Raw genomic sequence first — 15,615 nt, 5'->3', positions numbered from 1 at the left:
CCCACCCCGACGTCGTCGAAGCCGTGCTGCGCGGCTCCGTCAGGACCAACAAGTGGATCAACGCCAACCCCGAGGCGGCGAAGGCGTCCGCGAACAGGCAGCTCGCGGCCGTCACCGGCAAACCCCTTCCGGCGAACGTCCTCGATCCGGCCTGGAAGTCCCTCCGGATCACCGACGATCCGCTGGCCGCCACCCTGCACACCGAGGCGCGGCATGCCGTCAAGGCGGGTCTGCTCCAGGACCCGAAGCTGTCCGGCATCTACGACCTCACCCCGCTGAACAAGGTCCTCGCGTCCGAGGGCGGCAGCCCGGTCGACGCCGCCGGCCTCGGCGCCCGCTGACCCTGATCCCGAAGACTTCCCAGGAGGTGACGACCATGGCCACCGCCCTCGCCAGGGCCGCCGAACACACCGAGCCGTCCGAGCACGCCGCCCGGATCGCACACGTCTCGAAGTCCTTCGCCGGGCCCGCCGGGCAGCAGCTCGTCCTCGACGACATCACCCTGGACGTCGCGCCGGGTGAGTTCGTCACCCTGCTCGGGGCCTCGGGGTGCGGCAAGTCGACGCTGCTGAACCTGGTGGCGGGGCTGGACCGGCCCACCTCCGGCAGCATCACCACCGCGGGGCGCCCCGCCCTGATGTTCCAGGAGCACGCGCTCTTCCCGTGGCTTACCGCGGGCAAGAACATCGAGCTCGCCCTGAAGCTGCGGGGTGTCGCCAAGAACGAGCGGCGCGGCAGGGCCGAGGAACTGCTCGAACTCGTACGACTGAAGGGCGCGCACGGCAAGCGGGTGCACGAGCTGTCGGGCGGCATGCGCCAGCGGGTGGCGCTGGCCCGCGCCCTCGCCCAGGACAGCCGGCTGCTGCTCATGGACGAGCCGTTCGCGGCGCTCGACGCCATCACCCGGGACGTGCTGCACGACGAACTGACCCGTATCTGGGCCGAGACCGGTGTGTCCGTCCTGTTCGTCACGCACAACGTGCGCGAGGCGGTGCGGCTGGCGCAGCGCGTGGTGCTGCTGTCCTCCCGCCCGGGCCGGGTGGCGCGCGAGTGGACGGTGGACATCGCGCAGCCGCGCCGTATCGAGGACGCGCCCGTGGCCGAACTGTCCCTTGAGATCACCGATGTACTGCGTGGGGAGATCCGCCGCCATGGCCAGCACTGAGACCACCGCCGCGCAGCCGGCGAAGGCCCCCGCCGAGGACGGCGGGGGCGGCCTCGGCGGTCTGGAGGCGGGGCTCGACGCCCTGGAGTCCTCGGCGGCGGGTCGGGCACCGCTGCGGCAGACCCTCGTCAGCAAGGTCCTGCCGCCGGTGGTGGCGGTGGCGGTCGTCGTGGTGATCTGGCAGGCGCTGATCACCTTCAAGGTCGTGGACGATCCGACCAAGCTGCCCTCCCCCGGCGCGGTGTGGGGCGAGGTCCGGGACGCCTGGCTCCAGGGCACCCTGCTCGGCTACATCTGGACCTCCGTCTCACGCGGGCTGCTGGGCTTCCTGTTCGCGCTGGCGATCGGCACTCCGCTGGGGCTGCTGGTGGCCCGGGTACGGCCCGTGCGCGCGGCCATCGGACCGATCCTGTCCGGGCTCCAGTCGCTGCCGTCGGTCGCGTGGGTGCCGCCCGCCGTGATCTGGCTCGGCCTGAACAACTCGATGATGTACGCGGTGATCCTGCTGGGCGCCGTTCCCTCCATCGCCAACGGCCTGGTCTCCGGCATCGACCAGGTGCCGCCGCTGTTCCTGCGGGCGGGCCGCACGATGGGGGCGACGGGCCTGAAGGGCACCTGGCACATCGTCATGCCGGCCGCCCTGCCGGGCTATCTGGCGGGCCTGAAGCAGGGCTGGGCGTTCTCCTGGCGTTCCCTGATGGCCGCGGAGATCATCGCCTCCTCGCCCGACCTGGGCATCGGGCTCGGCGCGCTGCTGGAGAACGGGCGCAACGCGAGTTCCATGGCCATGGTGTTCGAGGCCGTCCTGCTGATCCTGTTCGTCGGTGTCGCCATCGACCTGCTGATCTTCAGTCCGCTGGAGCGGTGGGTGCTGCGCAGCCGCGGGCTGCTGGTGAAGAGCTGAGGTCCCATGTCCCGTCCGGTGCTTCTCGTCATCGCCCACGGCAGCCGCGACCCCCGGCACGCCGCGAGCGTCCACGCCCTCGTCGAGCGGGTGCGCGCGGCACGGCCCGGCCTGCGCGTGGAGACCGGCTTCCTGGACTTCAACGTCCCCTCCGTGCGCGGCGTGCTGGAGTCGCTGGCGGCCGAGGGCGCCCGGGACGTCGTGGCCCTGCCGCTGCTGCTGACCCGGGCGTTCCACGCGAAGGCCGACATCCCGGCGGTGCTGCGGCAGGCACCGCCCCGGCTGCGGATCCGGCAGGCCGAGGTGCTGGGCCCCTCGCCGCTGCTGCTGGACGCGCTGGAGCGGCGGCTGTACGAGGCCGGGCTGACCCCGGCCGACAAGTCCTCGACGGGCGTCGTCCTGGCCTGCGCCGGGTCCTCCGACCCGGAGGCCGCCACGGTGATCGCGGACCTCGCGCGCCGGTGGCGGCGCACCGGCTGGCGCGCGGTGCGGCCGGCGTTCGCCTCCGCCGCCCTTCCGCGCACCGAGGACGCGGTGCGCGAGCTGCGGGCCGCGGGCTGCGCCCGGGTGGCCGTGGCGCCGTACGTCCTGGCGCCCGGGTTCCTGCCGGACCGGATCGCGCGCGGCGCCGCCGAGGCGGACGTACTGAGCGAGGTGCTCGGCCCCGCCCCGGAGGTGGCCCGCCTGCTCCTGAACCGCTACGACGAGGCGCGGCGCCCTTCGCTGTCGGCCCTGGGCGCCTGATCCGGGGCGGCGCGGGTGGGCGCGGCCCGGTGGGATCACCCGGCGTCGCCGGTCAGCTCGACCAGTTTGACGACGGTGTTCCAGTTCCGCGAGGTGGCGATCAGGCCCTTGTTCAGCCGGGGCTTCGCCAGGTGCTCGGCCAGCTTGGAGCGGCCGAGTCCGTCGGGAGCGTAGAGGTAGAGCACGCGGTCGCCCAGCCGGAACTCCTCCGGCCGGTAGGCGGCGGCGTCGATCTCCGCGTAGCGCTCGGCGGCCACCGGCCGCGAGAGGTAGGTGACGTGCAGCTGTCTGCCCTCCAGTTCGTCCGCCGGGAACGGGCAGGCCTCGCGCACGGCCGCCAGATACGCGTGGTCGCGGACGAGCACGTCGACGTGGAAGCCGAACCGCTCCTCGATCGCGCCGGTCAGCTCCTCGGCCAGTGCGTCCTCGTCCCCGCGGGCGGTGGTGAAGACGGCGTTGCCGCTCTGGAGGTGGGTGGCGACGGCGGTGTGGCCGAGGCCCGTCATCAGCGCGCGCAGATCGGCCATCGGCAGCTTGCGGCTGCCGCCCACGTTGATGCCGCGCAGGAGCGCCGCGTACGTCGTCGTCATGCGCACACCATAGAGCGGCCGTCGTGCCCCGTGGGGGTGGGCACGACGGCCGCCTGGTCGGGCGGTGGGACCCGAGGACTACTGGACGATCTTGAGCAGTCTGTTCGGGGTGCCGGAGGACGCGTTGGATATCGCGTCGGCGGTGGCACCGTCGGTGAGCGCTTTGGACACCTGCGCGGGGGTCGCGTCCTTGTGGCCCGCAAGGTAGACGGCGGCGGCACCGGTGACGTGCGGGGTGGCCATCGACGTACCGGAGATGGTGTTGGTCGCCGTGTCGTTCGTGTTCCAGTCGGAGGTGATGTCCGAGCCGGGGGCGTAGAGGTCCACCCCGGCACCGAAGTTGGAGAAGTCCGACTGCTGGTCGTCCTTGGTGGAGGAGGCGACGGTGATCGCCTCGGGGACGCGGGCCGGGGAGCTCTTGCTCGCGTCGGTGGACTCGTTCCCGGCGGCGACGGCGAAGGTGACGCCGGAGGCGATGGACTTCTTCACGGCCGCGTCGATCGCCTCGTCCGTGCCGCCACCGAGGGACATGTTGGCCACGGACGGGCCCGAGTGGTGCTGGGTGACCCAGTCGATGCCGGCGACGACCTGCTCGGTACTGCCGGAGCCCTGGTTGTCCAGGACGCGGACGGCGACGATCTTCGCCTTCTTGGCGACGCCGTGCGCCTCGCCGGCGATGGTGCCCGCGACATGGGTGCCGTGGCCGTTGCCGTCGTCGGCGCTGTCGTCCTTGTCGACCGCGTCGTAACCGTAGGAGGCCCGGCCGCCGAAGTCCTTGTGGCTGATGCGGACGCCGGTGTCGATCACGTACGCGGTGACACCCTGGCCCGCGCTGTCCGGGTAGGTGTACTTCCCGTCGCCCTTGGTCCCGCTCTGGTCGATGCGGTCCAGGCCCCAGGACGGCGGGTTGTCCTGGGTCGACTCGATGTGGAACGTCTTGTTCTGCACGACCTTGTCGACCGCCGGGTCGGCGGCGAGCCGCTTGGCCTCGGTCTCGGTCAGCCCGGACGCGGAGAATCCGCCGAGGGAGCCGTAGTTGCGCTGCACGGATCCGCCGTACTGCTCGGCGAGGCCCTTCGCGCTGGAGGCGGTGGCCGTGGCGGACATGGACTTCTTGTGGTCGAGCAGCACGATGTAGCTGCCGGAGACCGCGCCCTTGGCGTCGAGCCCGTAGACCCGGCCCTCGGCGGGGGTGCTCGCACCTGCGAAGGAACTGGCCACGACGGTGGCGCCCACAGCCGCGGCGGCGGCCGAGATGGCCACGGTCAGCCGGAACGTACGGGTGCGTCGGTGTAGTGCCATGAAGAGGGATCTCCTCGTGGTTTTGTGGGGGGATGCAACCAATGGGGCAACGGAAGTCGCCCGTGGTTGAGTTGAAACCCTGTCTGATTGACGCGCGCAGATCAACGTCTTCATGTATCTGTGACGCAAGCAACAAGTGTTCGCAACAACAAAATGGACGGCCCCTCACAGAACGGACAGGTCCGACGGATGGACGAGAAGAAGGCGCGTGCCGTACTGGCCGCGACGCACGTGGCCGGCGCGGCGCGGGAGGCCGAACTCCTCGCCCTGGGCGAGAACGCGGTGTTCGCCGTCGGCGACGTCGTGGTCAAGGTCGGCCGTGACGCCGAACTCCTCGACCGCGCCCGGCGGGAGCTGGCCGTCGCGCGCTGGCTCGCCGAGGCCGGTGTGCCCGCCGTGCGCGCGGCCGAGCCGGAGCCGTTGCTGGTGGAGGGCCACCCGGTGACCGTGTGGCACCGCCTGGCCGACGCCGTACGCCCCGCCGCGGCCGAGGACCTCGCCGTGCTGTTGCGGAGCGTGCACGCCCTCCCGCCGCCCTCGTTCACCCTGCCGCCCCGCGATCTGCTGGGCGGCGTGGAACGCTGGCTGCGGCTGGCGGGCGACGCGATCGACGCGGCGGACGCGGCCTACCTGCGTGAGCGGCGCGACGGGTACGCCGCCGCGGCGGCCGCGCTGACCCCGCGTCTGCCGCCGGGGCCCGTCCACGGCGACGCGCTGCCCCGCAACGTGCACATCGGCCCGGACGGCCCGGTCCTGGTGGACCTGGAGACCTTCTCCCACGATCTGCGGGAGCACGATCTGGTGGTGATGGCGCTGTCCCTGGACCGCTACGGGCTGCCCGGCGGGGACTACGACGCCTTCACCCAGGCGTACGGCTGGGACGTACGCGCGTGGGAGGGCTGCTCCGTCCTGCGCGGGGCCCGGGAGACCGCCAGTTGCGCCTGGGTCGCCCAGCACGCGCCCGGCAACCCCGGGGCACGGGCCGAGTTCGCTCGACGGGTGGCGTCCCTGCGGGACGGCGACGAGACGGTCCGCTGGCACGCCTTCTGAGACCGCGCCCGTCTCAGACCTTCTGCGCGGCGCTCTCCCGCAGCGGCCATCTGCCGTCCACCACCGCGTCCGCCTCGCCCTTGCGGCGCAGGAAGCTCTGGAAGTCCGCCGCCCACGCGGCATACCACTCGATCTGGCGGCGGTGCAGCTCCGCCGGGCCGAGGGCCGCGATCTTCGGGTGCCGGTCGGCTATCGCCCGGGCGAGCCGGGCGGCGGCCAAGGCGTCCGCCGCGGCGTCGTGCGCGCCCTCCAGCACGACGCCGTACTCCGCGCAGACCGCCTCCAGGTTGCGCTTGCCGGGCCGGTAGCGCTCGGCCCACCGGTCGATCGTGTAGGGATCGACGACCGGGGCGGGGTCCGTGCCCAGGCGGTCGCGCAGGGAGGGCAGGCGGTGCCGGCGCAGCTCGGCACCGAGCAGGGTCAGGTCGAAGGCCGCGTTGTAGGCCACGACCGGGACGCCCGTCCTCCAGTACCCGACCAGGACGTCCGCCAGGGCGTCGGCGACCTGGTCGGCGGGCTTGCCCTCGGCGGCCGCGCGTTCGCTGCTGATCCCGTGGACCGCCACCGCGTCCGCCGGGATCTCCACCCCGGGGTCCGCCAGCCACTCCCGGCGCCCCAGGACATGCCCGTCCGCGACCTCGATCACCGCGCCCGTGACGATGCGCGCCTCGTGCGGGTCGGTGCCGGTCGTCTCCAGGTCGAAGCCGATCATCAGCTCTCGGTGCCAGGCCATGGCGGCCCCCCTTCTCGGTGGTGCTGTCCCCCAGTGGTCTCCACCCTCGCACGCGCCACTGACAACGCGGGCTCCGCGTCCGCCCGCCCCGGGGAGGGGGCTGTCGGCGGGGCCCGGCGGGGACGGTTCAGGACACGGGGCGCGAATCCACCCAAGCCTGTTCGAACTCCTCGCGGTACGTCGGGAACAGGCCGCCCTCCTCCGCGTGGTCGGACCTGACGACCCGGCCGCTCCCGCGCAACACCAGCACCGGCGCCTCCAGGCCGCGGGTGCGGCGCAGATAGGACTGCACGACCGCGACCCCGTCCGAGCCGTCCCCGTCCACCAGGTACGCGGTGAAGCGGGGCGTCTCGTCGAACACCTGGATCTCGAAGGCGCCCGGGTCGCGCAGCTTCGAGCGCACCCGGCGCATGTGCAGGATGTTCATCTCGACGGCCCGGCTCAGCTCGCCCTTCCTGATGCCGAGCTCCCGCTCGCGCCGCTTGACCGCGCTGGAGGCGGGGTTCAGGAACAGCAGCCGCGCCCGGCAGCCCGACTCGGCCAGCCGTACCAGGCGGCGTCCGGAGAAGTTCTGCACGAGCAGGTTGAGCCCGATGCCGATGGCGTCCAGGCGCCGGGCGCCGCCGAAGATGTCCTCGGCGGGGAACTGGCGCAGCAGCCGCACCCGGTCCGGGTGGACGGCGACGACGTCCGCGTACCGGTCCCCCACCAGGTCCTCCACCGCGTCGACCGGCAACCGCCGCGCCGAGGGCACGTCGCCGCCCGCGCCGAGGGCGTCCAGGAGCCGGGCCGAGGCGCGTTCGGCCTGGGCGAGGACGGACTCGGACAGCGCGCGGTTGCGGGAGACGACGTTGCGCGTCACCTCCAGCTCGTCCAGCGCGAGCTCGACGTCGCGCCGCTCGTCCAGATACGGCTCGAAGCACGGCCAGTGCTGCACCATCAGCTCCCGCAGCTGCGGGAGCGTCAGGAAGCTGAGCACGTTGTCGTCCGCGGGATCGAGCAGGTACCCCTTGCGACGGCTGACCTCGCGCACGGCGACGGCGCGCTGCACCCACTCCTGGCCGGCCGGCCCCGCCGCCGCCACCACCCAGTCGTCGCCGTGGACGGGTTCGTAGACGGGCCGGAGCACGGCGGCCACGACCGCCCGCAGCCGCTGCTCGACCAGATTCAGCCAGATGTAGGCCCGCCCGGCCCGCTGCGCGCGGGTGCGCACCTCACGCCAGGCGTCGGCGTTCCAGTCGAGTTCCGGGCCGATGGAGCCCATCTCCATCGGCCGTGCCAGGGACACCGCCCCGGGCGGGACCTCCGTGGAGCCACTGTCGTGGCTCTCGTCACCAGGGGGAAGCTCCAGCCCTCCCGAGCCCACCCGCGCACCGCCTTCCGCTCCCCCGGGCCTCCCCGGGGGCAGAACCCCACCAACGATCAAGGAAGGGTACTCCGGGAGCGTGGCGCGATGCAGCCGGATGGACAGGGTCAGTTCTCAACTACCGCCCTGGACATGTCCGTTCTGTCCGGCCAGAGCGGGCGGAGTGAGCGGATTCATGGCGGTCACGTCACGTGGGGCGATGGAGAAACCCTGCCAGTGAACAGGCATGGGCTGCTGGTCCTCGTCGCGCACGATGTGATGGAAGCCGACGTTCACCCACACCACGGGGTGAGTGAGCGACTGCCCGTTGACCCAGCTGTCGACGGACGTGCCGGCCCGGCTGCCGCAGGCGCCCAGATTGTCGCTGGCGAACTGCTCGCACGTGTTGTACTCGGTGAAGTAGACGTCGTGCCGGGTGAAGCCGCGGCCCGGGTACTTGGTGCTGGCGCCCGGGACGATCTCGTACGAGCGGGCGTGGCCGTCCTTGTTCTTCCCGGTGGCGCTGACGATCCGCCACCACCGCATGTTCTTCGCGTCGCCCGCGAGTTCCTTGGTGACGCTGGTGCGCGTGGTGCGGTTGCTGGGGGCCTGGGCGCCGCGAGCGGGCGGGCTGACCTGCGAGTCGTACTGCTCGACCTTGTTCCTGGACGATCCGTCCAGGCCGAAGTCGAGCCGCCAGAAGACGTTGTGGCTGTGGCTGGTCGCATAGGCCCGCGCGCCCTTGCCGATCGGCCAGCCGCGGCCGTCACCCGCGTCGTAGTCGAACGGCGAGAGGCTGCCGGTCGCGCCGACGTTCATGGCGAGCGTGCCGTCGTCCTGGAAGCGCCACTCGGTGATGTACTCGTACCAGCCGACCTTGTTGACGGTGTAGACCAGCAGGTCCTTGCCCTGGGCCTGGTAGACCTTGTTCCCCGTGTCGCTCTGCATGCGGTAGGCGTGTCCGCGTGAACGGGTCGTCGTGCACAGCCCGCTGACGTTCGGGTGCCGCGGGTCCCAGGCGTCGGGCACCTTGACGGTCTTGATGGTGCCGCCCGGGCACTCGGCGGGCGTCATCGGCGACAGTCCCTGCGCGAAGCCCGCGCCCGTCAGGTCGCTGTACTCGACCGAGCCGTCGTCGTAGGGCACGTCGATCTGCGCGAGCCGTGCGCTGTTGAGGACCTTGATCGGGCTCCGCTCGCCGGGCGGCTGGTAGGAGATGTGCTCCAGGACGAGGCCGGCGTGGCTGTCGTAGCGCCAGCACATGCGCCAGGTGGTGCCGGTGGAGAGCTTCTGCTGGATCCGGTAGGCGGCGCCGCAGTCGGCGGCCGGCGCCGGGGCCGGGGCCGCCTTCGGGGCCTGGGCCGGGGCGGCGGCGGCCGTACCCCCGAAGGCGAGGGCGGCGGCCAGCAGGCCGGTCAGGGTCTGCCTGCGGGCACGGCTGGTTCTGTTCACGGGCATGACGGAGCGACTCCTCTTGCACGGATTGCGGGGCATGGCGCGTTGCGGGACACGGCGGGCGGCCGGCGCGGCGGGCTGTCAGCCCAGTGCGGCCACGGTGCGGGCACTGAGGTCGACCACCAGGGAACGGGCGTCGATCCACGGCCCGTTCGGGATCTTGGGCAGCAGTCGTACGCAGCGGTGCTCGCCGCACCGACCGAGGGCGGCGGGCTGGGCGCCCGGCGTCGCCCGGTACACGATGCCGGTGAGCATCAGCTGGCCGGGGTCGCGCAGCTCGGCCCCCGTGGCGTTCTTGAAGTCGGCTCGCAGTCCCGCCCCGAGCGGGTCGGCGATCAGCAGCCTGGCCGCCTCGGCGTTCTCGTCGCCGCTGAGCGGCGGTTGCACGTCGTGCTGGGTGGTGGTCCGCTCGACCTTCCCGGAGTCGAGGTCGACGGTCTTGGTGACGACCGCGTCGCTCGCGTAGTCGTAGAGGATCACGTCCGCCCGGCGCGGTGCCTTCGGGTCGTCGAGTTCGTCCGCGGCCGGCGCGGCGAGGTCGACGCCGAGGCGCTGGGGCCCCTTCCCGCGCCGCACGTCCTGCCCGCCGGCGAAATGCTGCCGGCCCAGCGCGACGCGTTCGGCCCGCTGGATCTCGTCGTCGGTCAGCGGATCGCCTCCGGTGCCCTGGGCCTTCTCGGCCGGGGCCCCCTCGACGACGGCGGGCGGTACGGCGTCCTGCCCGCCGGCCCCCCGGGCGGCGATCCCCTCGGCCCTGCCGCCGGTCTCCTCGGCCGACACCGCGCCCGGCAGGGTGATCCCGACCATCACGGCCGTCCCCGTCACCGCGATGGCCGTACCCGCTAACACCTTGCCCAGATGGCGGCGCATGGTGGTGCGCATGTTCCCCCCTACTCCCCCGGTCTTCCTGGGAGTGGCTCAAGCCCCACTGGTTCGGCGTGCCACGGTTGCGCGGGTTGCCGCGCGTAACCGCGTACGCACTGGTCGTTCGATAAGAGGCGTGTAAGTCGTGTGAGGTTGCCTCACTTTCGGGGAGACTCGGCAGCAAGGCGCCCCGCGCGGGCCACGACAACCGGGAGACTCGTATCCATGCAGGTCTGGCCTGGAGAGGCGTATCCGCTCGGCGCCACCTATGACGGTGCCGGGACCAATTTCGCGGTCTATTCCGAGGCCGCCGACCGGATCGAGCTGTGTCTGCTGCACGACGACGGCTCGGAGACGGCGGTGGAGCTGAGGGAGACCGACGCGTTCGTCCGGCACGCGTATCTGCCGGGCGTGATGCCCGGGCAGCGGTACGGGTTCCGGGTGCACGGCCCGTACGCCCCCGCCCGGGGGCTGCGCTGCAACTCGGCGAAGCTGCTCCTGGACCCCTACGCGCGCGCCGTCAGCGGCTCGGTGAAGTGGGGGGAGGAGGTGTACGCCTATCCCTTCGGCTCCCCGGACAAGCGCAACGACCTGGACTCGGCGCCGCACACCATGGCGTCGGTGGTGATCAACCCCTACTTCGACTGGGGCGACGACCGCCCGCCGCGGACCGAGTACCACCGCACGGTGATCTACGAGGCCCATGTCAAGGGCCTGACGATGTGCCACCCGGCGCTGCCCGACGAGCTGCGCGGCACCTACGCGGCGCTCGCCCACCCGGCGATCATCGAGCACCTGACCGAACTGGGGGTCACCGCGCTGGAGCTGATGCCCGTACACCAGTTCGTCAACGACCACCGCCTGGCCGACATGGACCTCGGCAACTACTGGGGCTACAACACGATCGGCTTCTTCGCCCCGCACAACGCCTACGCCTCCTGGGGCGACCGGGGCCAGCAGGTGCTGGAGTTCAAGTCGGCGGTACGGGCGCTGCACGAGGCCGGCATCGAGGTCATCCTGGACGTGGTCTACAACCACACCGCCGAGGGCAACCACCTGGGCCCGACGCTCTCCTTCAGGGGCCTGGACAACGCCTCGTACTACCGGCTGACGGACGACCCCCGGTACTACATGGACACCACGGGGACCGGGAACTCCCTGCTGATGCGCTCCCCGCACGTCCTGCAGCTGATCATGGACTCGCTGCGCTACTGGGTCACCGACATGCACGTGGACGGATTCCGCTTCGACCTCGCGGCGACCCTCGCCCGCCAGTTCCACGAGGTGGACCGGCTGTCGTCGTTCTTCGACCTGGTCCAGCAGGACCCGGTGGTCTCCCAGGTGAAGCTGATCGCCGAGCCGTGGGACGTGGGCGAGGGCGGATACCAGGTGGGCAACTTCCCGCCGCTGTGGACGGAGTGGAACGGCAAGTACCGCGACACGGTGCGGGACCTGTGGCGCGGCGAACCGCGCACGCTGGCCGAGTTCGCCTCCCGGCTGACCGGGTCCTCCGACCTCTACCAGGACGACGGCCGCCGTCCGCTCGCCTCCATCAACTTCGTGACCTGCCACGACGGCTTCACGCTGCACGACCTGGTGTCGTACAACGACAAGCACAACGAGGCCAACGGCGAGGACAACCGCGACGGCGAGAGCCACAACCGGTCCTGGAACTGCGGGGCCGAGGGGGAGAGCGACGATCCCGGGGTGCTGGAGCTGCGCGCGCGGCAGATGCGCAACTTCCTCGCCACCCTGATGCTCTCCCAGGGCGTGCCGATGCTCAGCCACGGCGACGAGTTCGCGCGCACCCAGCGCGGCAACAACAACGCCTACTGCCAGGACAACGAGCTGTCGTGGGTGCGGTGGCCCGAGGAGGGCGAGGGCGGCGGGCAGCTGCTGGAGTTCACGCGCGCGATGGTGTGGCTGCGGCGCGACCACCCGGTGTTCCGCAGGCGCCGCTTCTTCCACGGGCGGCCGGTGCAGGGCACCCACGACGAGCTGTCCGACATCGAGTGGTTCACCCCGAAGGGGGAGGAGATGACGCAGCGGGACTGGACCTCCGCGCAGGCGCGGGCGCTGACGGTGTTCCTGAACGGCAACGCGATCTCCGAGCCCGGCCCCCGGGGGGAGCGGATCAGCGACGACTCCTTCCTGCTGATGTTCAACGCCTCGCCGCAGGCGCTGGACTTCGTGGTGCCGGCCGATCACGGGCGCCAGTGGCAGGTGGTCGTCGACACGGGCGTCGCGGCGGGTGTGGCGCCGGGGACCGGGCCCAAGGTGGAGGCCGGGGGGCGGGTGACGGTGGTGGACCGGAGCCTGGTGGTGCTGCAGCGACCGGCCTGAACCGGTGTGACCGCCCCTCCTGGCGGGCGGGGCGGTCACGGTGGTGATACGGCCTTGTCGCGGGCGTCTGTGCGCCCGGTCAGGCGAAGTGCTGTCGCTTGATGAGATCCTCCATCGTGGCGACCCGCGGGAGTTCGCCTTCCGGTGTCAGCCGGTCGACTGCCGTGGGCAGGGAGTGGGCGATCTCCTCGGCGGCTCGCGTGGGTGACACTCCGGTCTGCTGCGCGACCTGAGTCAGCGTCTCGGTGGGCAGCGCGTGCTCGATCTGCGCGCCGCTGACGGGCTTGTTCTCGCCCGTTCCGATCCAGGACTGGGCCTGTTCCACAAGTCCCGACTTGCCGAGTTTGTCCAGCAGGCCACTGAGCGGATTGCCGGTGGGCGCGCCCTTGTCCGGGCCGTTGAGAGCGTCGATCAACGCGCCGAGGATCTTTCCGGCGCCGCCGCCCTGGCCGCCCTGGCCGGGCTGGCCGCTCTGACCGCCGCCCAGCACCTGGCCGAGAAGGTTACCGAGATCGTTTCCCGCCATGGTTCCACCTCTCGATGACGAAAAAGGGGATCACCGCCAATGTCACCCAGAATGCCTAATGCCGCCACTCGGGCCGGAGGGCCGGCCGGGGGCGGACGCCCGCGCCCCGTTCCCGGTGCGGGGCGGGCGGGTACGTAGGGATCCATGACATCTGAGCGTTCCGTCGCGCCGGTCCCCGCGAGCACCTACCGGTTGCAGGTGCAGCCGGAGTTCCCGTTCGCCGCGGCTCAGGCGGCCGTGCCGTACCTGGCCGCCCTCGGCGTCTCGCATCTGCATCTGTCACCGGTCCTGGAGGCGGTCCCCGGATCGACGCACGGATACGACGTGGTGGACCCCTCGCGTGTGCGCGAGGAGCTGGGCGGCGAGGAGGGGCTGCGCTCCCTGGCACACGCCGCGCGGGCGCACGGGCTCGGGCTGGTCGTGGACATCGTGCCCAACCACATGGCCCTGTCCCCTCGCCACAACCGCGCCCTGTGGGAGGTGCTGCGCGAGGGCCCCGCCTCGCCGTACGCGCGCTGGTTCGACATCGACTGGGACGCGGGCGCCGGGCAGCTGCTGCTGCCGGTGCTGGGCGGCAGGCTCGGCGACGAGCTGGACGACCTGAGGGTGGACGGGGACGTGCTGCGCCACCACGACCAGGTGTTCCCGCTGCGCGAGGGCACCGCGTCGCTGCCGCTGCCGCAGCTCCTGGACGCCCAGTGGTACCGCCCGGCCTGGTGGCGGCTGGCCCGTACGGAGCTGAACTACCGGCGGTTCTTCAGCATCTCCGAGCTGATCGGGGTGCGCGTGGAGGACCCGGAGGTGTTCGAGGCGACGCACGGCACGGTGCTGCGGCTGCTGGACGAGGGGGTGATCGACGGGCTGCGCGTGGACCACCCCGACGGCCTGGCCGACCCGGAGGGCTATCTGCGGCGGCTGCACCGGGCGAGCGGGGGCCGCTGGACGGTGGTCGAGAAGATCCTCGCGACCGGCGAGGCGCTGCCCGGCGGCTGGCCGGTCGCGGGCACGACCGGGTACGACGCGCTCCGGCACGTGGACGGGCTGTTCGCCGACGCCTCGGGCGCGGCCGGGCTGCTCGACCGCTACCGCGCCTTCGCGGCCCCGCCGCGGGACGCCGGCGGCGACTGGGCGCCCACGGTGCGGCGGGCGGCGCACGAGGTCCTCACCCACGAGCTGGCGGCGGAGCTGGACCGTCTGACCCGGGTGGCGGCCCGCCTGTGCGCCGCCTCCCCCGATCCGGCCCTGCGCGATCACGCCCCCTGGGCGCTGCGCACCGCGCTGGAGGAGCTCCTGGTCCGGCTGAGGGTCTACCGGCCGTACTCCCCCGCCGACGCCGCCGCGCTGCTCACCGAGGAGATCGCCGCCGAGGCACGGGCCGTGTTCACCGTACCCGAGGAGGCGCACGCGGTGGACGCGGTGCGCGCGCTGCTCCTCGGGCGCGTCGAGGGCGACGGACCCGTGGGGGCCGAGTTCCGCGTCCGGTTCGCCCAGACCGCGTCGGCGCTGCGCGCCAAGTCCGTGGAGGACACGGCCTTCTACCGGTACGTGCCGCTGCTGGCGGCGAACGAGGTGGGCGGCGACCCCGGCGCTCCGGTGGTGTCGCCCGAGGAGTTCCACGCGTACTGCGCGCGCGTCCAGCGCGAGTGGCCCCTCACCGGCACCGTGCTGTCGACGCACGACACCAAGCGCAGCGCCGATGTGCGGGCGGCGCTGCTGGTGCTCACGCAGTGCCCGGACCGCTGGGCGGACGTGCTGGCCGAGGTGAGCCGGGCGAGCGGCGGCGCGCCCGACCCGCAGCTGGTCTGGGCGGCCTGGCAGACCGCCTTCGGGCTGGGGAGCGCGGACGAGGAGCGGCTGGGGCAGGCGCTGCTCAAGCAGGTGCGGGAGGCGGGGCTGCGGACGACGTGGACGGAGCCGGACGCCGCCTACGAGCAGGCGGTGGCGGCGTTCGTGGCGGGCGGGCCGTGCGGTGCGCCGGGGCGGCTCGTGGCGCACTTCCGGGACTCCCTGGAGCCGCACGTCCGGACGAACGTGCTGGGTGCCGCGTTGACGCATCTGACGATGCCCGGGGTGCCGGACGTCTACCAGGGCTCGGAGGGCGAGTACCGGGCCCTGGTCGACCCGGACAACCGCCGGGCCTTCACGCCCGCGGAGACGGACTTGGAGACAGTCTCGCGGGCGGGCTCGGAGAAGGCGGAGCTGACCCGTGCGGCTTTGCGGCTGCGCCGGGAGCGCCCGGAGGTGTTCGGCGCGTCGGCGACGTACGCGCCGCTCGCGGCCGAGGGCCCGGCCGCCGACCACTGTGTGGCCTTCGTCCGCTCCCAGGAGGTGCTCACCGCGGTGACCCGGCTGTCCCTGCGGCTGGCGGAGGCGGGCGGCTGGCACGACACGTCCCTGACGCTGCCGCCGGGCCGATGGGCCGATGCCCTCGCCCCCGAGCGCGAGTTCGAGGGCCGCACACGCCTGGTGTCCCTCTTCGCACATCGCCCGGTGGCCCTCCTGAGGCGACGCACCGGGGCGTGACGCCCGAGGGCCGGACGACCGAAGGCGGGTCGGGGTCTTCGCGTCGAAGCCGGAGGCCCACGCCCGCCCTC

13 protein-coding genes and 1 pseudogene are annotated in these 15,615 nt (G+C 72.5%); 7 read left to right on the top strand and 7 right to left on the bottom strand.

What is annotated here, in order from left to right; all coding sequences use genetic code 11:
* From AB0C59_RS33655 to AB0C59_RS33640, 4 genes and pseudogenes are all read left to right on the top strand, one after another.
* Window positions 1-341 (top strand): annotated as a pseudogene (locus AB0C59_RS33655) (sulfate ABC transporter substrate-binding protein); the annotation flags it as partial.
* A gap of 35 nt (window positions 342-376) precedes the next feature.
* On the top strand, window positions 377-1,165 hold the full coding sequence (locus tag AB0C59_RS33650; RefSeq protein WP_363011444.1) for an ABC transporter ATP-binding protein: 789 nt from the start codon (window positions 377-379) through the stop codon (window positions 1,163-1,165).
* Window positions 1,152-2,069 carry an ABC transporter permease gene (locus tag AB0C59_RS33645; protein WP_363011442.1) on the top strand — a complete coding sequence of 306 codons (918 nt, stop codon included), beginning with the start codon at window positions 1,152-1,154 and terminating at the stop codon, window positions 2,067-2,069. The genes AB0C59_RS33650 and AB0C59_RS33645 overlap by 14 nt, the downstream gene beginning before the upstream one ends.
* 6 nt (window positions 2,070-2,075) lie before the next feature.
* Entirely contained in the window at window positions 2,076-2,813 is a 738-nt protein-coding gene (locus AB0C59_RS33640) for a sirohydrochlorin chelatase (RefSeq protein ID WP_363011440.1), read from the top strand.
* 35 nt (window positions 2,814-2,848) lie between these two features.
* Here AB0C59_RS33640 and AB0C59_RS33635 read toward each other — a convergent pair whose 3' ends face one another.
* Both AB0C59_RS33635 and AB0C59_RS33630 read right to left on the bottom strand, forming a co-directional pair.
* Window positions 2,849-3,403, bottom strand: a complete 555-nt coding sequence (locus AB0C59_RS33635) for a DUF1697 domain-containing protein (protein WP_363011438.1) — start codon at window positions 3,401-3,403, stop codon at window positions 2,849-2,851.
* Window positions 3,404-3,481: 78 nt separating this feature from the next.
* Window positions 3,482-4,705 (bottom strand): S8 family serine peptidase, encoded by a 1,224-nt coding sequence (locus AB0C59_RS33630; protein ID WP_363011436.1) that lies wholly within the window; start codon window positions 4,703-4,705, stop codon window positions 3,482-3,484.
* A 189-nt stretch (window positions 4,706-4,894) separates the two neighbouring features.
* On the opposite strand from AB0C59_RS33630, the gene AB0C59_RS33625 reads away from it, so the two are divergent.
* Window positions 4,895-5,755, top strand: coding sequence for an aminoglycoside phosphotransferase family protein (locus tag AB0C59_RS33625; RefSeq protein WP_363011434.1), 861 nt, complete (start codon window positions 4,895-4,897; stop codon window positions 5,753-5,755).
* Window positions 5,756-5,768: 13 nt separating this feature from the next.
* Here the strand turns inward: AB0C59_RS33625 and AB0C59_RS33620 are convergent, their stop codons facing one another.
* The 4 genes from AB0C59_RS33620 to AB0C59_RS33605 all read right to left on the bottom strand — a co-directional run bounded on the left by AB0C59_RS33620 (window position 5,769) and on the right by AB0C59_RS33605 (window position 10,170).
* Window positions 5,769-6,488, bottom strand: coding sequence for a 3'-5' exonuclease (locus AB0C59_RS33620; RefSeq protein WP_363011432.1), 720 nt, complete (start codon window positions 6,486-6,488; stop codon window positions 5,769-5,771).
* Between the two features lie 127 nt (window positions 6,489-6,615).
* Window positions 6,616-7,854 (bottom strand): SAV2148 family HEPN domain-containing protein, encoded by a 1,239-nt coding sequence (locus AB0C59_RS33615; RefSeq protein ID WP_363011430.1) that lies wholly within the window; start codon window positions 7,852-7,854, stop codon window positions 6,616-6,618.
* A 114-nt stretch (window positions 7,855-7,968) separates the two neighbouring features.
* A complete protein-coding gene (locus AB0C59_RS33610; RefSeq protein ID WP_363011428.1) occupies window positions 7,969-9,291 on the bottom strand; it encodes a copper amine oxidase in 1,323 nt (440 codons plus the stop codon).
* Between the two features lie 78 nt (window positions 9,292-9,369).
* On the bottom strand, window positions 9,370-10,170 hold the full coding sequence (locus AB0C59_RS33605) for a Tat pathway signal sequence domain protein (protein ID WP_363011426.1): 801 nt from the start codon (window positions 10,168-10,170) through the stop codon (window positions 9,370-9,372).
* A gap of 207 nt (window positions 10,171-10,377) precedes the next feature.
* Here AB0C59_RS33605 and glgX point away from each other — a divergent pair, with 207 nt between their 5' ends.
* The gene (gene glgX, locus AB0C59_RS33600; RefSeq protein ID WP_363011424.1) at window positions 10,378-12,495 is read left to right on the top strand and encodes a glycogen debranching protein GlgX; all 2,118 of its coding nucleotides are present in this window, start codon (window positions 10,378-10,380) and stop codon (window positions 12,493-12,495) included.
* A gap of 79 nt (window positions 12,496-12,574) precedes the next feature.
* Here glgX and AB0C59_RS33595 read toward each other — a convergent pair whose 3' ends face one another.
* Window positions 12,575-13,021, bottom strand: coding sequence for a YidB family protein (locus tag AB0C59_RS33595; RefSeq protein ID WP_363011422.1), 447 nt, complete (start codon window positions 13,019-13,021; stop codon window positions 12,575-12,577).
* Window positions 13,022-13,165: 144 nt separating this feature from the next.
* Between AB0C59_RS33595 and treY the strand changes: the two genes are divergently transcribed.
* Window positions 13,166-15,544, top strand: a complete 2,379-nt coding sequence (treY, locus tag AB0C59_RS33590) for a malto-oligosyltrehalose synthase (RefSeq protein WP_363011419.1) — start codon at window positions 13,166-13,168, stop codon at window positions 15,542-15,544.
* Window positions 15,545-15,615 lie beyond the last annotated feature (71 nt).

The sequence above is a fragment of the Streptomyces sp. NPDC048664 genome (assembly GCF_040650555.1).
Taxonomy (GTDB): domain Bacteria; phylum Actinomycetota; class Actinomycetes; order Streptomycetales; family Streptomycetaceae; genus Streptomyces.
This window is presented reverse-complemented; position numbering and strand designations above follow the sequence as displayed.

Bases quoted from the DNA above. Each gene is read 5' to 3' on its own strand.
- AB0C59_RS33650 (WP_363011444.1), top strand. From the start codon at position 377: ATGGCCACCGCCCTCGCCAGGGCCGCCGAACACACCGAGCCGTCCGAG.
- AB0C59_RS33645 (WP_363011442.1), top strand. From the start codon at position 1,152: ATGGCCAGCACTGAGACCACCGCCGCGCAGCCGGCGAAGGCCCCCGCC.
- AB0C59_RS33640 (WP_363011440.1), top strand. From the start codon at position 2,076: ATGTCCCGTCCGGTGCTTCTCGTCATCGCCCACGGCAGCCGCGACCCC.
- AB0C59_RS33635 (WP_363011438.1), bottom strand. From the start codon at position 3,403: ATGACGACGACGTACGCGGCGCTCCTGCGCGGCATCAACGTGGGCGGC.
- AB0C59_RS33630 (WP_363011436.1), bottom strand. From the start codon at position 4,705: ATGGCACTACACCGACGCACCCGTACGTTCCGGCTGACCGTGGCCATC.
- AB0C59_RS33625 (WP_363011434.1), top strand. From the start codon at position 4,895: ATGGACGAGAAGAAGGCGCGTGCCGTACTGGCCGCGACGCACGTGGCC.
- AB0C59_RS33620 (WP_363011432.1), bottom strand. From the start codon at position 6,488: ATGGCCTGGCACCGAGAGCTGATGATCGGCTTCGACCTGGAGACGACC.
- AB0C59_RS33610 (WP_363011428.1), bottom strand. From the start codon at position 9,291: ATGCCCGTGAACAGAACCAGCCGTGCCCGCAGGCAGACCCTGACCGGC.
- AB0C59_RS33605 (WP_363011426.1), bottom strand. From the start codon at position 10,170: ATGCGCACCACCATGCGCCGCCATCTGGGCAAGGTGTTAGCGGGTACG.
- glgX (WP_363011424.1), top strand. From the start codon at position 10,378: ATGCAGGTCTGGCCTGGAGAGGCGTATCCGCTCGGCGCCACCTATGAC.
- AB0C59_RS33595 (WP_363011422.1), bottom strand. From the start codon at position 13,021: ATGGCGGGAAACGATCTCGGTAACCTTCTCGGCCAGGTGCTGGGCGGC.
- treY (WP_363011419.1), top strand. From the start codon at position 13,166: ATGACATCTGAGCGTTCCGTCGCGCCGGTCCCCGCGAGCACCTACCGG.